Source organism: Holzapfeliella sp. JNUCC 72, from assembly GCF_053668685.1.
Map to the genome: position 1 here is coordinate 889,495 of NZ_CM132220.1, position 19,200 is coordinate 908,694.

The 19,200-nt window shown below is 35.8% G+C and carries 21 protein-coding genes and 1 pseudogene; 5 read left to right on the top strand and 17 right to left on the bottom strand.

Going from position 1 to position 19,200, the window contains the following annotated elements:
• Window positions 1-3 precede the first annotated feature (3 nt).
• The 8 genes from JNUCC72_RS04365 to JNUCC72_RS04400 all read right to left on the bottom strand — a co-directional run bounded on the left by JNUCC72_RS04365 (window position 4) and on the right by JNUCC72_RS04400 (window position 7,139).
• On the bottom strand, window positions 4-222 hold the full coding sequence (locus JNUCC72_RS04365; RefSeq protein WP_454143266.1) for a P8 family protein: 219 nt from the start codon (window positions 220-222) through the stop codon (window positions 4-6).
• Window positions 223-287: 65 nt separating this feature from the next.
• Complete coding sequence (locus tag JNUCC72_RS04370) at window positions 288-860, bottom strand: RNA polymerase sigma factor (RefSeq protein WP_454143268.1); 573 nt, start codon at window positions 858-860, stop codon at window positions 288-290.
• A 115-nt stretch (window positions 861-975) separates the two neighbouring features.
• Window positions 976-1,734 (bottom strand): 23S rRNA (guanosine(2251)-2'-O)-methyltransferase RlmB, encoded by a 759-nt coding sequence (gene rlmB, locus JNUCC72_RS04375; RefSeq protein ID WP_454143270.1) that lies wholly within the window; start codon window positions 1,732-1,734, stop codon window positions 976-978.
• The gene (locus JNUCC72_RS04380) at window positions 1,715-2,134 is read right to left on the bottom strand and encodes a Mini-ribonuclease 3 (RefSeq protein WP_454143272.1); all 420 of its coding nucleotides are present in this window, start codon (window positions 2,132-2,134) and stop codon (window positions 1,715-1,717) included. The genes rlmB and JNUCC72_RS04380 overlap by 20 nt, the downstream gene beginning before the upstream one ends.
• Window positions 2,124-3,542, bottom strand: a complete 1,419-nt coding sequence (gene cysS / locus JNUCC72_RS04385) for a cysteine--tRNA ligase (protein WP_454144713.1) — start codon at window positions 3,540-3,542, stop codon at window positions 2,124-2,126. The genes JNUCC72_RS04380 and cysS overlap by 11 nt, the downstream gene beginning before the upstream one ends.
• 117 nt (window positions 3,543-3,659) lie before the next feature.
• Window positions 3,660-5,144 carry a glutamate--tRNA ligase gene (gltX, locus tag JNUCC72_RS04390; RefSeq protein ID WP_454143274.1) on the bottom strand — a complete coding sequence of 495 codons (1,485 nt, stop codon included), beginning with the start codon at window positions 5,142-5,144 and terminating at the stop codon, window positions 3,660-3,662.
• A 65-nt stretch (window positions 5,145-5,209) separates the two neighbouring features.
• Window positions 5,210-6,586, bottom strand: a complete 1,377-nt coding sequence (gene radA, locus JNUCC72_RS04395; protein ID WP_454143276.1) for a DNA repair protein RadA — start codon at window positions 6,584-6,586, stop codon at window positions 5,210-5,212.
• A 13-nt stretch (window positions 6,587-6,599) separates the two neighbouring features.
• Window positions 6,600-7,139 (bottom strand): dCTP deaminase/dUTPase family protein, encoded by a 540-nt coding sequence (locus JNUCC72_RS04400; RefSeq protein ID WP_454143278.1) that lies wholly within the window; start codon window positions 7,137-7,139, stop codon window positions 6,600-6,602.
• 107 nt (window positions 7,140-7,246) lie between these two features.
• Between JNUCC72_RS04400 and JNUCC72_RS04405 the strand changes: the two genes are divergently transcribed.
• The 3 genes from JNUCC72_RS04405 to JNUCC72_RS04415 all read left to right on the top strand — a co-directional run bounded on the left by JNUCC72_RS04405 (window position 7,247) and on the right by JNUCC72_RS04415 (window position 9,663).
• Window positions 7,247-7,528, top strand: a complete 282-nt coding sequence (locus tag JNUCC72_RS04405) for a GNAT family N-acetyltransferase (RefSeq protein WP_454143280.1) — start codon at window positions 7,247-7,249, stop codon at window positions 7,526-7,528.
• Window positions 7,529-7,552: 24 nt separating this feature from the next.
• Complete coding sequence (gene rpiA / locus JNUCC72_RS04410; RefSeq protein ID WP_454143282.1) at window positions 7,553-8,242, top strand: ribose-5-phosphate isomerase RpiA; 690 nt, start codon at window positions 7,553-7,555, stop codon at window positions 8,240-8,242.
• 83 nt (window positions 8,243-8,325) lie between these two features.
• A complete protein-coding gene (locus tag JNUCC72_RS04415) occupies window positions 8,326-9,663 on the top strand; it encodes a C1 family peptidase (RefSeq protein WP_454143284.1) in 1,338 nt (445 codons plus the stop codon).
• 44 nt (window positions 9,664-9,707) lie between these two features.
• On the opposite strand, the gene JNUCC72_RS04420 is transcribed toward JNUCC72_RS04415, so the two are convergent.
• Window positions 9,708-10,382: a 2,3-bisphosphoglycerate-dependent phosphoglycerate mutase gene (locus JNUCC72_RS04420; protein WP_454143286.1), complete on the bottom strand. Its 675-nt coding sequence runs from the start codon at window positions 10,380-10,382 to the stop codon at window positions 9,708-9,710.
• An 18-nt stretch (window positions 10,383-10,400) separates the two neighbouring features.
• Entirely contained in the window at window positions 10,401-11,291 is an 891-nt protein-coding gene (locus JNUCC72_RS04425; RefSeq protein WP_454143288.1) for a cation diffusion facilitator family transporter, read from the bottom strand.
• Window positions 11,292-11,556: 265 nt separating this feature from the next.
• On the opposite strand from JNUCC72_RS04425, the gene JNUCC72_RS04430 reads away from it, so the two are divergent.
• Entirely contained in the window at window positions 11,557-12,762 is a 1,206-nt protein-coding gene (locus tag JNUCC72_RS04430; protein ID WP_454143290.1) for an argininosuccinate synthase, read from the top strand.
• Window positions 12,763-12,781: 19 nt separating this feature from the next.
• Window positions 12,782-14,152 (top strand): argininosuccinate lyase, encoded by a 1,371-nt coding sequence (gene argH / locus JNUCC72_RS04435; protein ID WP_454143292.1) that lies wholly within the window; start codon window positions 12,782-12,784, stop codon window positions 14,150-14,152.
• Window positions 14,153-14,184: 32 nt separating this feature from the next.
• Here the strand turns inward: argH and JNUCC72_RS04440 are convergent.
• The 7 genes and pseudogenes from JNUCC72_RS04440 to JNUCC72_RS04470 form a co-directional block, all read right to left on the bottom strand.
• Window positions 14,185-14,647, bottom strand: a pseudogene (locus tag JNUCC72_RS04440) (NUDIX hydrolase).
• A 139-nt stretch (window positions 14,648-14,786) separates the two neighbouring features.
• The gene (gene rpsI, locus JNUCC72_RS04445; protein WP_056974520.1) at window positions 14,787-15,182 is read right to left on the bottom strand and encodes a 30S ribosomal protein S9; all 396 of its coding nucleotides are present in this window, start codon (window positions 15,180-15,182) and stop codon (window positions 14,787-14,789) included.
• Window positions 15,183-15,195: 13 nt separating this feature from the next.
• A complete protein-coding gene (gene rplM / locus JNUCC72_RS04450; RefSeq protein WP_454143294.1) occupies window positions 15,196-15,639 on the bottom strand; it encodes a 50S ribosomal protein L13 in 444 nt (147 codons plus the stop codon).
• Window positions 15,640-15,756: 117 nt separating this feature from the next.
• Window positions 15,757-16,515: a tRNA pseudouridine(38-40) synthase TruA gene (gene truA / locus JNUCC72_RS04455; RefSeq protein ID WP_454144715.1), complete on the bottom strand. Its 759-nt coding sequence runs from the start codon at window positions 16,513-16,515 to the stop codon at window positions 15,757-15,759.
• Window positions 16,516-16,532: 17 nt separating this feature from the next.
• Window positions 16,533-17,330 (bottom strand): energy-coupling factor transporter transmembrane component T family protein, encoded by a 798-nt coding sequence (locus tag JNUCC72_RS04460; RefSeq protein ID WP_454143296.1) that lies wholly within the window; start codon window positions 17,328-17,330, stop codon window positions 16,533-16,535.
• Window positions 17,323-18,195 (bottom strand): energy-coupling factor transporter ATPase, encoded by an 873-nt coding sequence (locus JNUCC72_RS04465; RefSeq protein WP_454143298.1) that lies wholly within the window; start codon window positions 18,193-18,195, stop codon window positions 17,323-17,325. The genes JNUCC72_RS04460 and JNUCC72_RS04465 overlap by 8 nt, the downstream gene beginning before the upstream one ends.
• The gene (locus tag JNUCC72_RS04470) at window positions 18,171-19,019 is read right to left on the bottom strand and encodes an energy-coupling factor transporter ATPase (RefSeq protein WP_454143300.1); all 849 of its coding nucleotides are present in this window, start codon (window positions 19,017-19,019) and stop codon (window positions 18,171-18,173) included. The genes JNUCC72_RS04465 and JNUCC72_RS04470 overlap by 25 nt, the downstream gene beginning before the upstream one ends.
• Between the last annotated feature and the right edge of the window lie 181 nt (window positions 19,020-19,200).

Here is a 19,200-nt window from a genome sequence, read left to right on the forward strand (position 1 = left end):
ATCTTATTTCAAATGAGATTCGACAAATTCTTTGATTTTTGAATCTTCACAGTCCATAAATGGACGCATTTTTGATTCTGTCTCCAATGTGTTCTTGTTATTGTGGTCCATGAAGTAGTCCCATAGGGCATCTCTTACAGGGATGTCGCTAGTGCTCCAATCAAACGCATCAGACATCTTAGTGTCCAATAATAATTTTTGATCAACATATGCAGTTGCCATAGTAACTACCTCCTATTTATTTTTTACAATCTTAGTGTAGTTCCACCTTCATCAAAATGCAATTATTAAGACTCATCTTCTTCTAAAAATCGTAATATTTTTTTCCGACACCGATCTTTTGCCGCTCTCAATTGTTTACGTTCAATAGCTGTCAAAGAATTCTCATCTATAACCCCCAGCATAACTTGTAATGCTTTTACTTCAATCGGCGACAGCAACCGGACTAGTTTGTTTAACTTACGATGATCAACAAATCTCAATGTCTGAAGTGTCACTTCATAATAAACTTGAGCTGGTACAATCCCTAGTTCAGAACTCTTTTCATAAGAAAAAGCTTCTGTCTGTGACTTTCGCTTTTGAGCAGACTCTCTTCTCAACAAACTTTTAGCGTGATTGTGCAATCTGAGTTTGAAGAATCCCCCAAATTTAACTGCTTTTTCAATTTTAAATAACTTCGTTGTCTCATAACAAATAATCATAGCTTCTTGTTGCCAATCACTTTCATCATAATCTCGCAAAAAGTAATGAAATTTCACACGATTAATCATAGGTTGGTAACGAACAACTAACTCGTTCAATGCATCGTCATTAGATAGACGGACTAACTTAACTAATTCATTATCTGTTTTCTTATTCATTATTTGCCCCTCCATGTGGCTCTTTAACTATAACAAGATAATAAATTTAATAACCTAAGCATTCGGTTTATCTAATCAAAAAAATAGAAGTGTCGCATATGCAACACTTCTATTTTTATACTTCACGTGAAGTAAAAGCTTGGTACATTAAAACACCAGCTGCTACACCCGCATTCAAACTTTGAACATGTCCAACCATTGGAATAGTTAACATTTGATCCATTTGTTCTTTTAACAATCTCGAAATGCCTTTTCCTTCGTTTCCAATAACCAAAACAGTCTTACCTTTTGCATCCCATTTACGGTAATCTTGTCCTTTCATATCAGTCCCAAAGAACCAAAAACCAGCTTTTTTCATCTTATTAACAGTATTAACTAAGTTAGTTTCACGAATAACTGGCACATGATTAATCGCACCCGTTGAACTTTTAGCGACAACACTTGTCAATCCTGTTGCACGATGTTTTGGAATAATAATTGCGTCAACACCTGTTGCATCAGCCGTTCTCAAAATTGAGCCTAAGTTGTGAGGATCTTCAATTGAATCCAACATCAAAATCATCGGATTTTTATCTTCTAACTGAGCCAGTGTTTCATCTAAATCCGCATACTCAAAGCTAGCAATTGTCAACACAATCCCTTGATGGTTAGCTTGATGACCAACTAATTTTTCGATTTTATTTTTGGGAACTTCTTGGACTACAACACGTGCTTTTTTAGCTAATCCTCTAATTTCCTTTTCAAAATCGGCACTCACACCATTTTGTAAAAAGATTTTGTTGACACGTGTTCCTTCATTGTTCTTTAGATAGTCAACGGCAGCATGTTTACCGTAAACAAATTCTTCTGAGACTTTATTTGAATCTATACTCATTATTTGCTCCTGATTCTACTTTTTCAATACACCAATTCGTTAACTCAATCACGCGCTCATCTTGATGATTCAATGATAAAAAGCCAAAGACTGCTTCAAATCCTGTTGAAAGGTGGTATGTTGCAGTTGAGGTGTTCTTTGCTTTTGTATGACTTTTAGCATTGCGTCCACGCATGAAGATTGCTAACTCTTCATCAGTCAAAACATCTTCATCTTGCATACGTGTGATTAAGGCTGCTTGTGCTTTAGCTGAAACATATTGCGTTGCTGTTTTTTGCAACTGATTGGGTCTCACAATACCAGATTCCACTAAATGCTGACGAATCAAAATTTCGTATGCACCATCACCAACGTAGGCTAGTGTTACGGCATTCAAAATTGACGGATCTTTAATTTTCATTTCTCTTCCACCTTGTTCCTTGAGGAGTGTCTTCAATTACAATCCCCATCTCTTTTAATTGGTCTCTGATTTCATCACTAGTTTTGAAATCTTTTTGGCTTCTGGCTTCATCACGCTTTTGAATTAATGCTTCTACTTCTTCAGATAAGTTATCTGTTTGTTGGTCAAACTGTACCCCAAAAACAGTCATGATTTTGACAAATTCTGATTTAAAGTCAGCTAAAACAGTTTTATCAACAGCTTCTTCTTGTAAGTGCTGATTAATCGCACGCATCAATTCATAAAGAACGGTTAGACCATTTTGAACATTAAAATCATCATCCATTGCAGATTTGAATTCGCTAATTTTTTCGTTAAGTAGCTGTGATAACTCAACATCTTCTTGAGATGAAGTTTGGTCATTTAGACGGTAATCAATATTTTGATAAAGGTTCTTAAAGTATTGCACGCGTTCACGTGCTTCTTGCATGTTATCGTCATTGTAATGGATTGGACGACGATATTGTGTACTTGCCATAAAGAAACGTAAAACGGTAGCATCTTCTTGTTTTAGTAAGTCGTGAACTGTTACAAAATTACCTGCTGATTTACTCATCTTTTCGTTTTGGTTACCAACAGTTACAAAACCATTGTGCATCCAATAATTTACAAATTTTTGACCTGTCTTCGCTTCACTTTGTGCAATTTCATTCTCGTGATGTGGAAACTGTAAATCTTGTCCCCCACCGTGAATATCAAAAGTTTCACCAAGTAACTTAGTTGACATTACTGAACACTCAATATGCCAACCTGGGCGACCTTTTCCAAAATGTGAATCCCATGCGATTTCTGTTTCCTCTTTTTGAGGTTTCCATAAAACAAAATCAAGTGGGTCTTCTTTTGTGGCCACTTCTTCTTGTGTTAAGTGTTGTGACGCACCATTTTCAAGTTGTTCAATATTTTGTTTTGACAGTTCGCCATAGTGCTCGAAATGGCGAGCGCGGAAATAAACATTACCCGAAACTTCATAAGCATAGCCTTTTTCAACTAAAGCTTCAATAAATTCGATAATATCGGCAATCATGTGTGTTGCTCTTGGATTATGAGTAGCTGGTTTGATATTTAGCGCTTTTGTATCTGCCATAAAAGCTTCAATAAAACGATTGGCTAATTCATCAACCGTAATCGCTTCTTTCTTAGCTTGGTTAATCATCTTGTCGTCAACATCAGTAAAGTTAGAAACGTAGGTTACTTGGTAACCTCTATATTCTAAATAACGACGTATTGTATCAAATGATACTGCACTTCTAGCATTTCCAATGTGAATATAATTATATACAGTAGGTCCACAGACATACATCTTCACTTCATTTTCATGAATAGGTTTAAATGGTTCTTTTTCTCGAGTTAACGTATTGAAGATTTTTATCATCGTTGCGGATCCCTTCTAGTTTTTTAATGAATAGTTTTATTATATAAGTTGTGAGCACAATTATAAACCGCAAAATAAAAAAAGCGACTTGACTAACTCAAGTCGCTTTTAAATTTATTTCATTTGATCTAGTGTTTGTTGAATATGCTTCATAGTCTTTTGACGACCTAACAATTCAATTGATTCACCAATTCCAGGTCCGTGCATTGAACGTGTTGTTGCAATACGAACAGGCATGAACAATTTACGTCCCTTAACTTTAGTTTCTTTTTGAATTTCTTTGATAACAGCCATAATTTGAACACTTGTAAAGTGGTCTAATTGTTCTAGCTTATCGTGGAAAGCTTTCAAAACAACAGGTGCTGTTTCATCAGCTAATTCTGCCATTGCTTCTTCAGAAAGTGTATCTGGTTCTTTGAAGAAAATGTCTGCAAATTCTGCAAGTTGAGCTGTGTAACTCATTTGTTCAGCATAAAGTGAAACTAATTGGCGAACCCATTCAATTTTTTCAGGAGTTGGATCTTTTTCAACTAAACCTTTTTCGATTAAGTTGTGTAGAGATAAATCTAACAACATATCAGGGTTAGCTGTTTTAACATATTGGTTGTTAACCCATTCTAGTTTTTTAGCATCAAATGACGCTGGTGATTTGCTTAATCTTTCAGGGTCAAAAGCTTTGATTAACTCTTGTTTTGAGAAGATTTCATCTTCACCCACTGGTGACCAACCTAGTAAAGTAATGAAGTTGAACATTGCATCAGGCAAGTAGCCAAGTTCACGATATTGTTCGATGAATTGTAAAATTGATTCATCACGTTTTGATAACTTCTTACCTGTTTCAGTATTCACAATCAATGTCATGTGACCGAATTGTGGACGTTCCCATCCTAATGCATCATAAATCATTAATTGTTTTGGTGTGTTTGCAATATGGTCATCTCCACGTAAAACGTGTGAAATTTCCATTAAGTGGTCATCAACAACAACCGCAAAGTTGTAAGTTGGCATGCCGTCACGTTTTTGAATAACGAAATCGCCACCAACTGTATTTCCTTCAAAGCTAATTTCACCTTTAACGATGTCGTCCCATTCGTAAAGTTCATTTGGCACGCGGAAACGAACAACAGGTGTTAGACCTTTAGCTTCTGATTCTTGTTGTGATTTTGCAATTTGGTCATCACTCATACCAGCGTATTCGTAAACATAGTGAGGCGCAATTCCTTTTTCGATTTGGGCTTCACGTTCTGCTGTCAACTCATCTTCTGTTTTGTATGAATGATAAGCTAAACCTTGATCTAATAATTGTTGAATATATTTTAAGTAAATATCCTTACGTTCTGATTGACGATAAGGACCATATTTACCACCAACATCTGGACCTTCATCCCAGTCAATTCCTAACCATCTCAAGTTATCTAATTGACTAGTTTCACCATCTTCAATGTTACGTTTTGTGTCAGTATCTTCGATACGAACAATAAACTTACCCTTGTTATGTCTAGCAAATAAGTAGTTAAATAATGCTGTTCTTGCATTCCCAATGTGCAAGTGTCCTGTAGGACTTGGTGCATAACGCACTCTCATTTTATTTTTACTCAATCCAAACGCCTCTTTCATTTGTAATACGCTATAAGTGTACAGGTTTCTTCTAAAAAATTCAAAGCTTAAAACAGGTAATTTAGTGCCTGTTGAATCGACACTACAGGAACGATTTCAATCCCTTCAGACTGACGCAATGACTCTGTCAGATTATTCTTAGGAATATACACACGTTTAAACCCTAAATTACGTGCTTCTTTAATTCGGTCTTCAATTTGTGTCACACGTCTGATTTCACCAGTTAAGCCAATTTCACCGATAAAACAGTCTGTTTGATTAATCTCTTTTTCTTTATAACTGGATGCGATTGCTACGGCAATTGCTAAATCAATAGCGGGTTCATCTAAACGAACACCACCTGTTGCCTTCAAGAATGCATCTTGATTTTGTAATAATAATCCGCCACGTTTTTCAAGAACGGCCATGATTAATGCAACACGATGCGTGTTAAGTCCAGTCGATGTTCGTTTAGCATTACCGAATGCTGTCGGTGTGACTAGTGCTTGGAGTTCTACCAAGATTGGGCGAGTTCCTTCCATTGAAACCACAACAGCAGACCCAGTACTATTGGGCAATCGTTCATCTAAAAAGATAGCAGACGGATTTTTGACTTCAGCAAGGCCTTCGCCTTTCATTTCAAACATGCCAATTTCATTCGCCGCACCAAAACGATTCTTAACAGAGCGAATAATGCGGTATGCATGATGAGCTTCTCCTTCAAAATATAAAACCGTATCCACCATATGTTCCAAAATCTTTGGTCCAGCAATGCCACCACTTTTTGTCACATGTCCCACCACAAAAACTGTAATTTGGTCATTTTTAGCAATCTTCATTAGCTCAGAAGTAACTTCTTTCACTTGTGACACACTACCCACAACGGCATCCAATTCTGGCTCATTCATAGTTTGAATCGAATCAATAATCAAAAAGTCAGGTTTCATTTCGTTGACTTGTTGGCGAATTTCACTCATATCGGTTTCCGAATAAATATATAGTTGTTCAGAATCGATTCCTAAACGTTGGGCCCTCATTTTGATTTGAGTCGGACTTTCTTCCCCAGATACATACAAGACCGTTTGTTTTTGAGCTAATTCACCACATACTTGTAAAAGTAGCGTTGACTTTCCAATCCCTGGATCACCACCTAAAAGGACTAATGACCCTTTCACTGCACCGCCACCTAAAACGCGATCTAACTCATCAAACTGTGTTGATGTTCGATTTTCTTTGGTTGACGTAATTTCTTTTAGATGCTGCGGTTGTCGAATACCTGTTGTTGTCATTCTTCTACTTGGTGTTGCTTTGCTTGATACTTTAGCCGACTCTTTTTTAGTCTCAACAAACTGATTCCAAGCCTGACAATTAGGACATCTTCCTAAATAACTTGCCGAATGATAGCCACAGTTTTGACAGGTATACTCTATTCTTGATTTCGCCAATCTCTATTCTCCTTTATTCACCTGATGAACCAAATCCTCCTGTTCGTTCCTTTTGATCATTTGATTCATCATCAACCGTTAAGTAAGGCATGAAGATACCTTGCCCGATACGTTCACCTTTTTTAATTCTAAGTGTTCTAGGTCCAAAGTTTAAAACCTGAATGAAAACTTCGCCTTCGTTATTTTCATTACCATAATAATCTGAGTCAATAATCCCAATTCCGTTAGGCAAAATTAATTGACGCTTAATTGGATTACTAGAACGGTTAGCTAACATTAAATACTCATCTTCACCCATATAAGCTTTAATTCCTGTTGGGACTAAAAATGGACGAAGTGTTTCATTAGCTAATTGTTCGTCTTGTTTTGTTAGTTTATGGCCGTTTTTGATCAAACGAAAAATACGGACAAAATTCAATCGCCAAATTGATGGGATTTCAAAATCTTCAGCAGCTTCAAAGTCATAACCAGCTGCACCCTTAGTTTGTCTTTTAGGAATATTTAATCCCATTCCTTGGTATCGTGATACAATCTCAAATCCTCGTTTTTTCATAAAGAGCTCCCTCATTTCATTTTGTAAGGTTTATTATAAACAAGATAAAGTATAATTTCATTGATATTACCAAAAAATTCTTAGACAATAGAGATGGAGGTGATAATGTGGAATTTTTAGAAGAAAAGAATCGTTTTTATCAATTAGATGACGAGCAAAAATTAGTTGCTGAAATTCGATTTGATACTATCAAAGACAATCAAGTACTGGTTATTGAACATACTTTTACGCGTCCAGATTTCCGCGGACAAGGAATCGCAGCTGAACTCGTTAAAAAGGTTGTCGATTTTGCAATTGAAAATCACCAACAAGTTCAACCTCTTTGTTCATATGCAAAAAAAGAATTTATCAAAAACAAAGACTATCAAAAAATTTGGTATAACCATTAATTATTGAAAGGACCTAATCCCATTATGGATCAAAATACATTAAAAAAATCTGCTGCTGAATACGCTTGCGCTAACTTTATACACGACAATATGAAACTTGGACTTGGAACAGGTTCTACTGTAACATTTTTAGTTGATGCTTTAGGCAAACGTATTAAAGAAGAAAATCTAAATATTACAACCGTTTCAACTTCTTCAAGAACAAAACGCCAAGCTGAAAGCTTAGGAATTAAAGTTGTCGATTTAAACGATATCGATGAACTTGACCTAACTATTGATGGTGCTGACCAAATTAGCCCTGACTATCAAGGAATTAAGGGTGGTGGTGCTGCCCACACTCTAGAAAAAATTGTTGCAACTGCTTCAAAACGTAACCTATGGATTGTTGATGAAAGTAAGATTGCTGAACCATTTGGTTCTTTCCCTCTACCTGTTGAGGTTTTAGACAAAGCGCAACATCAATTAATGCTTCAATTTGAACAAAAAGAGCTTAATCCTCAATTACGCTTAAATGAAAATGGGGAACCCGTAAGAACTCACTTTGGTAATTTAATTGTTGATTTACATTTAGGTCAAATTCAAAATCCTCATGAACTAGGTGCATACTTAAAATCCCAAGTTGGCGTAGTTGAACACGGTTTATTCCTTGACACAGTCAACACTGTCATCGTTGGTCGTGAAGAAGGCCCAAATTGTATCGATAATATTCGTTAATAAAATATTAATAAAATATTAGAAAAATCAATTGATTTGAGGTACAATGACTTCAAGATTCAAATTACATAGGAGGAACCTTTATGTCTAAAGATATTTCACAACAAGATTTAGCTAAAATCGAACAAGATTTTGCACAACACCCTTCAGCACGTGTTTTACAACGCGCAGTTATGACTAACGGGATTAATGCAAGTAGTCAAAACATGGATTCACAAATTGCAATGGACCCTACTTTTTCAGTAGAAGTTGAAACTGGCGAAGTTTCAAATCAAAAACAATCAGGTCGTTGCTGGATGTTTGCTGCATTGAACACAATGCGTCACCCATTCCAAAAAGAATTCAAAATCAATGGTTTTGAATTATCACAAAACTTCACATTCTTCTGGGACAAGTTCGAAAAAGCAAACTTCTTCTACGAAAATGTTATCGAAACTTCAGATTTACCTCTTGGTGACCGTAAAGTTGATTTCTTATTAACAACACCTCAACAAGATGGTGGTCAATGGGATATGCTAGTAGCCCTAGTTCAAAAATATGGTTTAGTTCCTAAATCAGTGATGCCTGAAACATTCAGTGCTACAAAATCTGCTCAACTAAACAAAAACTTGAACTTAAAATTACGTCGTGATGCTGTTGAATTACGTCGTTTAATGGACAAAGAAACACCTAGAGAACAAGTTGAAGCTCGCAAAAACGAATTCTTAAGCGAAGTTTACCGTATGCTAGCTTATGCTTTAGGTAACCCTCCTAAAACATTTGATTTTGAATACCGCGATACAGACAAAAAATACCATCGTGATGCACAATTAACACCTCAATCATTCTTTGAAAAATACATTGGCTGGAACCTTGAAGATTACGTTTCAGTTATTAACGCCCCAACTGAAGATAAACCATTTAACCAAGCTTACAATGTTGAGCTACTAGGAAACGTTGTAGGTGGACGTGAAGTTCGTCACTTAAATCTTGAAATTGAAGAACTAAAACGTCTAACAATTGCCCAACTAGAAGCTGGCGAAACCGTTTGGTTTGGTTCAGATGTTGGTCAAAGTTCAGACCGTCAAGCTGGTATTATGGATACTGAAATTTACAAACCAGATGAACTATTCGATGTTGATTTACACATGACTAAAGGTGATCGTTTAGGTTACGCTGAAAGTCTAATGACTCACGCTATGGTTATCACAGGTGTTGACTTAGTTGAAGGTCAACCAACTCGTTGGAAAGTTGAAAACTCATGGGGAGATAAAGTCGGTCATAAAGGTTACTTTGTGATGAGCGACTCATGGTTCGAAGAATTTACTTACCAAGTTGTTATTAACAAAAAATTCTTAACTGCTGATCAAAAAGGCATCTACGAAAACTCAGAAGCACATGTATTAGCTCCTTGGGATCCAATGGGTGCATTAGCTGAATAATAATCGGCAAACAAAAAAGAGTGAACTTAACTGTTCGCTCTTTTTTAATACCTTTTTTTAGCTAAAATCGCTAACTTATCATCTAACTGATATTGAATGATTTCACTATTATTCACTTCAACACCATCAATATTCTTATCACTGATTGCTTCCAAATATTTAATAAGGGCTCTAATTGTACTACCATGTGCTACTACAAGCTGATCATTTCCCGATAGCAATTCAGGTGCAATCTGCTCCTCAAAATACGGAATTATACGATTACTAGCCATTCTAAGACTTTCTGATGCTGGCAATGATTTTTGTGGAATCAAGCGATAACGATGGTCAAAATGTTTATTGTCTGATTTTGGTGGGACGGCATCAAAACTACGGCGCCATTTTTGAACAGTCTCAACACCATATATTTGACGTGTTTCATCTTTGTTCAAGCCACCTAACCCACCATAGTGACGTTCGTTCAAACGCCAACTTTTCAACATGGGCAAGTATAACAATCTTTGCTCTTCTAATATAATATTTGCTGTTTTAATTGCACGCTTCAAAACTGAAGTGTGCACTTTTTTTATGTTGATATCATCAATTTGACCAAGCTTATAGCCAGCTGCTTTAGCTTGAGAAACACCTTTTTTTGTTAAATCAACATCATTCCAGCCTGTATAAGTATTCGTTGCATTTGCAGTACTTTGTCCATGCCTCACTAATAACAGATTTACCACATTTTAACCTCCTGACTCTTACTGTTCATTTTCACCATGAGGAATAATCTTTTCGTTAAGTCCTCTGGCACTTTCTACTTGAATTGTAACATGTGAAATCCCAAAGTTTTGCTTCAATACATGATTAATTTGATCATATAGTCCATCTAGCTTTTCGACTTTAATTTTTGAATCGACATTAATATGCGCATCTAACATGATTTCTGCATCACTGAATTGCCAAACATGAACATGATGCACAGCATTAATTAAGTCCAGTTTTAATAAGTCTGATTCAACTTTTTCTAAATCAACATTTGGGTTTGACTCCATTAAAATATTCAATGTGTTTTTTAGGATTTTAATAGCTTCATACCCTAAAACAACTGACACAATCACCGTAATAACCGCATCAATCCACATAATATGATAAACATTAATCAAAATTGCTGCGATGATAACACCTATTGAGGATAATGCATCAGACAACATATGTAAGAATACTGACTTAATATTGACGTTATCCTTTGAATGTTGATGCATCACTAACATTGAAATAAAGTTAGCAATCAAGCCAATCACAGCAATAATCAACATCAACTCGCCATCAATTGTCACTTCATCATTTAGTCGTTCAAAAGCTTCAATCACCAAATAAACCGTCATTGCCAGTAAAATAAATGCATTCACAAATGCTGCGATAATTTCAGCTCGTTTATAACCAAATGTCTTATTTGAATTTTGCTTCTTCTTTCCGATTAAATGTGCAACAAAAGATAAAATGATAGCGCCCACATCACCTAAATTATGCACAGCATCTGAAAGTAAAGCCAATGATCCTGACATAAATCCACCAATGAATTCCGCTAATGTGATAACAACATTAAGGATGGCCACACTAAAAAAATTCTTTGAAACTTTATCTTTCATACCGATATCTCCTTTTGTTTTTCTGTCTTCATTTTATAACAAACGGTTTAATTTTGATATCTTTTACACTTTTTTCTTAACTGTGGTCTCAAAAAACATGATAAAAAATATACATCTTGATTGGCTTAATCACTTGATAATAAAAGAAAGGCAAAATGAATATTCTTTATTTTTGTATAATTATCCAAAAATCATTGATTCGGCTAGTTTTGACTGCTACTATTAACCCATAATAATTAAAGAAAAATTAAAGGGGCGTTTTATTATGACAAAAGAAAAAATTATTTTAGCATATTCCGGTGGACTAGATACCTCTGTCGCTATTAAGTGGCTTTCAGACGAAGGTTATGATGTTATCGCTTGTTGTTTAGATATTGGTGAAGGCAAAGATACTGAAGCGATTAAACAAAAAGCATTGCAAGTTGGTGCAAGCGAATCTTACGCAATTGATGCACGTGAAGAATTTGCACAAGACTTTGCTTTAATTGCATTACAAGGTAACACCTTCTATGAAGATTCCTACCCACTTGTTTCCGCACTTTCTCGTCCGCTCATTTCTAAAAAATTAGTTGAACTAGCGCATGAAACAAACGCAACGACTATTGCACATGGTTGTACAGGTAAAGGAAATGACCAAGTTCGTTTTGAAGTTGCTATTGCAGCACTAGATCCTAATCTTAAAATTATTGCACCTATTCGTGAATGGAAATGGTCTCGTGAACAAGAAATCGACTACGCTATTAAAAACAATGTTCCAATTCCAGCAAACTTGGATAATCCTTATTCAATTGACCAGAATCTGTGGGGACGTGCTTGTGAATGTGGTATTTTAGAAGACCCTTGGCAAACCCCTCCTGAAGGCGCTTATGACATTACGAATTCTCTTGAAGAAGCACCAGATGAAGCTGAAACAATTGAAATCAAATTTGAATCTGGCATCCCTGTTACACTTAATCATGAAGAACTACCACTAGCACAACTTATTTTAAAATTAAATGATATCGCAGGTAAACATGGTATTGGCCGTATCGATCACATTGAAAACCGTCTAGTTGGTATTAAATCCCGTGAAGTTTACGAATGTCCGGGTGCTATGACACTACTTAAAGCCCATAAAGAATTAGAAGATTTGGTTTTTGTTCGCGAACTAGCTCACTTCAAGCCTGTTATTGAACAACAATTATCACAAATCATCTATGACGGTCTTTGGTTTAACCCACTAACTGATACTTTAATCGCATTCTTAAAGAGCACTCAAAAATATGTTAACGGTGATGTCCGTCTTAAATTATACAAAGGTAATGTCATCTGCGAAGGTCGTCAATCAGCTAATAGCCTTTATGATGAAAACCTAGCAACATATACTTCAGCAGATACCTTTGACCAAGATGCAGCAGTTGGCTTCATCAAACTTTGGGGACTACCAAGCAAAGTCCAATCAGAAGTTAAAACAAAAGCAAATTTAAATTAAGTAATGAAGGGTGATTATAATGAAAAAACTTTGGGGAGGTCGTTTTGACGGCAAAAATGAACACTGGATTGACGAATTTGGTGCCTCAATTGATATTGATCAACAACTAGCTGATCAAGATATTGCAGGCAGTCTTGCACACGTCAAAATGTTAGGTGAAACAGGTATTTTAACTGAAGATGAAGTCAATCAAATTACAACTGGACTTAAACAAGTTCAAGAAAAGATTCATCAGGGTTTACTTGAATTCACAGTCGAAAACGAAGATATTCATCTAAATATCGAAAGTTTTCTAACGGAACAAATTGGACCTATTGCAGGCAAACTACATACCGCTCGTAGTCGTAATGACCAAGTGGCAACAGATATTCATTTATACGTTAAAGATGCGACTCATGAGGTCATTAAATTAATTAATCAATTCAGAAAAGTGCTAGTTGACCAAGCTCAAAATAATATTGAAACGATTCTTCCTGGGTATACCCATCTGCAACATGCTCAACCCATTTCATTTGGTCACCATTTGATGGCTTACTATCAAATGCTAAAACGTGATGAAGAACGATTTACTGAAAGTTTCAAACGTGTCGATATTTCACCACTAGGAAGTGCGGCTCTTGCTGGGACAACCTTCCCTATTGATCGTCAACTAACGGCTAATGAACTGAACTTTGCAGACGTTTATCCCAATAGTTTAGATGCTGTCAGTGATCGTGATTTTATTTTGGAATTTTTGAGTAATAGTTCACTGCTCATGATGCATTTATCCCGTTTTTGTGAAGAAATTATTCTATGGTGTAGTCATGAATTTAAGTTTGTGGAATTATCTGATACTTATTCAACTGGTAGTTCTATCATGCCCCAAAAGAAAAATCCCGATATGGCTGAACTTATTCGGGGTAAAACTGGACGTGTCTACGGTAATTTAATGCAGTTATTGACTACGATGAAAGGACTTCCTCTTGCCTACAATAAAGATATGCAAGAAGATAAACATAGTGTGTTCGATAGTGCCGACACCATCACCCATTGTCTAAAAGTGATGTCAGGTATGATTAAAACGATGACTGTTAATCGTGACAATATGGCTCAATCAACGAAAAAAGACTTCTCAAATGCGACAGAACTTGCCGATTACCTAGCTAACTTAGGAACACCCTTTAGAGAAGCTCATGAAATTGTCGGCAAATTGGTGTTAGATTGTATTCATAAAGGCACTTACTTGCAAGATATCACTTTAAGTGATTATCAAGCGATTAATCCCAATATCACAACTGAAGTTTATGACAAACTTGATCCTTATCACGCTGTTAAGAACCGCCATTCATTTGGTGGTACTGGCTTTGATCAAGTTCAACATCAAATTGATATTGCTAAACAAGAATTATAAAAAGCATGGCTTATTGTAGCCATGCTTTTTTGTTATTTAACTTGCCAATTATTATATACCATTTTATCCAGAACCGGATTCCCTTGTAGTTCTTCTTTGACTCTTAAAACCAATGGTGAGGTATTTTGAATATTTATATCAGATAGTTTCAGAGTCATTTTTACCATCAGCTACTAGTTCAGGTAACGCTTTTTTATTGACAGTATCATCTATTCTAAAATTATAGAAAGCCATAATATGATGAACAGCAAAATTTGCTCTTTCTTCTCTAACAATCGCATCATATATTCTAGGATTAGAATAAGATAATACCGTAAATCCTGTTTCTTCAGATACTTCTCTAACCAGTGTTTCAGTCAATCCCTCACCAGACTCCTGACTTCCTCCTGGAAGATCTAATCTATTTTTATAAGGACCCGCATTTTTCTTGATACATAATAATTTTTGACTCTCATAGCAAACACCATAAACACCAAAATGATTAGTTATTTTCATACCTTTATCCACCCTAATTCAAAACTAGCTGAAATAATTTATATTAATTATCCAAATATTAGCCTTATTATAACCATAAAATCACACAAAAAAAACACCCTCCAAATGGAGAGTGTTTTTTGATGTGTAAAACAACAAATTAACGTTTTGAGAATTGTGCTGATTTACGAGCTTTTTTAAGACCTGGTTTCTTACGTTCTTTCATACGAGGGTCACGAGTTAATAGACCAGCACGTTTTAAAGGACCGCGGAAATCTGGGTCGATTTGTAACAATGCACGAGCGACACCATGACGGATAGCACCAGATTGACCTGAGAATCCACCACCGTTAACGTTCACAAATACATCGTATGAACCTTCAGTTTCAGTGATTGCTAAAGGTTGTTTTAAGTCTTGAATTAAGATTGCTGATGGAATGTAGTCTTCAACTTTTTTGTTGTTAACTGTAACTTGACCTGAGCCAGGTACTAAACGTACACGAGCTACGGAATTCTTACGACGACCAGTTCCAAGATATGCTACTTGTTGAGCCACAATAAGTTCCTCCTTAGATTAGTGTTTGAATGTCTAGTTCAACGGGTTGTTGAGCTTGGTTTTCGTGTTCTGAACCAGCATAGACGTGTAATTTTGAGAATTGTTGACGACCTAAAGTATTTTTAGGAAGCATTCCTTTTACTGATAATTCAACTAATCTTTGTGGATTATTTTCCAATAATTCACCTGCTGAAACAGATTTTAATCCACCTGGGTGGTTACTGTGACGGTAGTAAATCTTGTTGCTAGCTTTATTACCAGTCAAAACAATTTTTTCTGCATTAATTAAAATAACGTTATCACCAGTGTCAACGTTTGGTGTGTATTGAGGTTTGTTTTTACCTCTTAGAAGTGTTGCAACAGCTGTTGAAACACGTCCTAATGAGACGCCACTTGCATCGATAACATACCATTTACGGTTGAATTCACCTGGTTTAGCTAATGGGGTTGTACGCAATGTTTTTTCCTCCAGTTTCTTCGCATGTTTGATAATACAATAAGTTTCCGGGGCTTATCGTGGACAAACAATACCAGATAATAATTTACTATACATTTCTAGAAATGTCAACTATATTCAAATATCTTGTCGATATTTTTGTGGAACCTCATCATAGAAAACTTTTTTCAAATAAAGTCCGCTAGCCGGAGCAGTTCCACGTGCTTGTTGTCTATCTTTCACTTCAAATAGTCTAATAAAGTCGTGAATATCACGTCGATTATTTCCAATTTCAAGTGCGGTCGCAACTAATATGCGAACCATGTTATACAAAAATCCATTCCCAATAAAATCAAAAATCAATTCATTATTTGCTTTGTCTTCTGTCACGTTAGCATAATAAATTGTTCGAACTTTATCTTCAATCACACCGCCACTTGCTGCAAAGCTTGTGAAATCATGCTCACCTATCAAGTCTTTTAAGGCTGTCTGAATGCGTTCAACTTCGAGTGGATAAGGGTAGTGACCAGTATAAAAACGCTTGAAAGGATCTGTATATCGGCCACAATCTACACGATATTGATACCACTTTGCTTTTGCATCAAAACGACTGTGAAAGCCTTCTTGAATTTGTGATTCCACAAACTCTACATCAAGAGGCATTAAGCTATTCAATGCTTTTAACATATTAATAGCCGGAATTTCATTTGGAAAGTCAAAATGAATGATTTGGCCATACGAATGCACCCCAGCATCAGTTCTTCCTGATCCGTGGGTCATTACTTCTTGACCTTTCATCATTTTCTTTAGCCCAGATTCAATCACACCCTGAACCGTTCTTAGGTTAGGTTGTCTTTGGAATCCGTGAAAATCATGGCCATCATAGCGTACTTGCATTTTGTAACGTGGCACGCTTAAAACCTCCTCAAAACAATTAATAAGACAGTTAGAATAGCAAAGTAGTATAAGACGTATAAATCCGTCTTGTGCCATTTTAAACGTCTAAATTGTGTTCTAGGTTGACCTAGTTGATAATTTCTTGCTGTCATTGATTCTGCCAAGTCGATGGCAATTTTCATACTGTTAATCAATAACGGAATTAACATTGGAATAATTGACTTAATTCTTTTTAAAATATTTCCATCATTGAAGCTTGCTCCCCTAGCACGTTGAGCGTTCATGATTTTCGTTGCAGTTTCCATTAACGTTGGTACAAATCTCAAGGCAATTGAACAAATCATTGAGAATTGATCAACAGGAAACTTCACTTTTTTCAATGGCTTCAACAAAGATGAAAAAGCATCTGCAATTAACATTGGCGGTGTTGTAATTGTTAAAATAGTCGACATAAAAATGATTGATGATAACCGTACCAATATAAAAATACTGTTAATAATACCGTATTGAGAAATCGTTATAATTCCCCATTTGAGATACACATCACCACCATTAGTGAAGAGAATCTGTAGAGCAACGGTAAATATCATCAACCACATCATCGGCTTTAATCCCTGCCAATAAATTTTGGCTGATATTTTTGTCATATAAGCTGCAAAAAGTGTGAATAAAACAATAACGCCATATGTCCAAAAATTATTAGCAAGAAAAATTAAAATAATAAATCCAAATGTTCCTAGCAACTTTGCGCGTGGATCGAGTCGATGCACATAAGAATTTCCATAAATGTATTGTCCTAATAAAAATCTATCCATCTTCAGCCAACTTTCCACCAAATTTTGATGCTAAAACAGTAACTAATTCGGTCATTGTAATTGGCATTGACTCAAACTCAAAGCCCTTAGCTGCTAATTTTTGTGCAAAATTAGTCACTTTTGGTTGATTCAAGGCATGCGCCTTTAACCACACTTCATCCTGAAATAATGTTTGCGGTGACTCTTGTTTGAGCAACTTGCCACCTTCTAATACTAATACTTCATCAGCATAATTAGCAACAATATCCATATCATGACTGACTAGCACAATTGTATGCCCTTGACTTTGATAATCCTTAAATAAGGATAGAATTTCTTTTTGACCAACTGGATCTAGTCCTGCTGTAGGCTCGTCTAGAATTAATACTTCTGGATTGCTGGCCATAACACCAGCAATTGCAACACGCCTCATTTGACCACCCGATAGTTCAAAAGGTGATTTTTGTGCCAGTGACTCGTCTAATCCCACTCGCCTCAACCAATAATAAGCAGACCCCTCTGCTTCCTTACGGCTAAACCCAAAGTTAAGTGGACCAAACATAATATCTTTAATAACTGTTTCTTCAAATAATTGATTTTCAGGAAACTGAAAGACCATACCAACTTTTTGACGTAATGGTTTGAGTCCTTTACTCGTTGTTTCGTTATTAATCACAAAATCATCACCAATGCGCACATTGCCTTTTGAAGGCTTGAGTAAAGCGTTAATTTGATGAATCAACGTCGATTTACCACTACCAGTATGACCAACAATGGCTGTAAAACTTTTTGATTTAATTTTAAAGTTAATGTCGGATAAGCCGTACTTTTGAAGCTCAGTCCCTTGACTATAGATATAACTTACGTTTTCGAATTTAATTTCCACAGGTATTCAATTAGCTCACTTTCATCTAAAATATCACGCGGAACACTGACATGATGTTGACCTAGTTCAACCGATAATTGTTTAGCAAACGGTAACATCAGTCCCATCTCGGTCAACCATTTTTCATTGGTTAACACTTCTTTTGGTGTTCCTTGTTTAACTAACTGGCCATCAGACAACACGCAGATATTATCCGCCTTTGTTGCTTCTTCAATATCATGCGTTACTGAAATAACGGTCACTTGATATTTTGATTTAATTTCTTGAATGACTTGGTGAATCTGATTTCGTCCTTGTGGATCCAACATACTTGTCGCTTCGTCTAAAATAATAATTTTAGGCCTAATTGCTAAAATACCAGCAATGGCGACACGTTGCTTTTGACCACCAGAGAGTTTTGACGGCTCCATCTTTCGAAACTCTGACATTTTGACAAAGTCTAACACTTCTTGAATGCGTCGTTCAATTTCATCTGGTTCGATATTTCGATTCTCAAGACCGAATGCAATATCGTCTTCTACCGTTGCACCAACAAATTGGTTATCCGGATTTTGAAAGACAATACCTAAGTCATTACGAATATCAAACCACTTTTCTTCGGATGCTTCAACATTATTGATTAGAATTTGCGATTGAGAGTCAGTGTCTGGCTCTTTAAGTCCCGTAAGTAAGCGAACTAAAGTACTCTTTCCACTACCATTATGTCCCAAAATACACGTCCAACTTTGCTCAGAAATCGAGATACTGAGATTTTTTAATGTTGGTTGTTCATTTTGAGAATAAGTGTAGGTTAAATTCTTAACTTCTATTATATTTTTGCTCATATCTTTACCCACTCATTATTTTATAGCTTCCATTATAGTAAATTTTGAGCAAAAAAAAAATCATTCAAAGATGGGATAATAAATTTTTAATTATTATCTAAGCTAGACTTGGAATAAATTCCATCATCATTACGCTATTTCTCACATCTAAGAAATGATCGTTTTTTAAGTAATAGATATT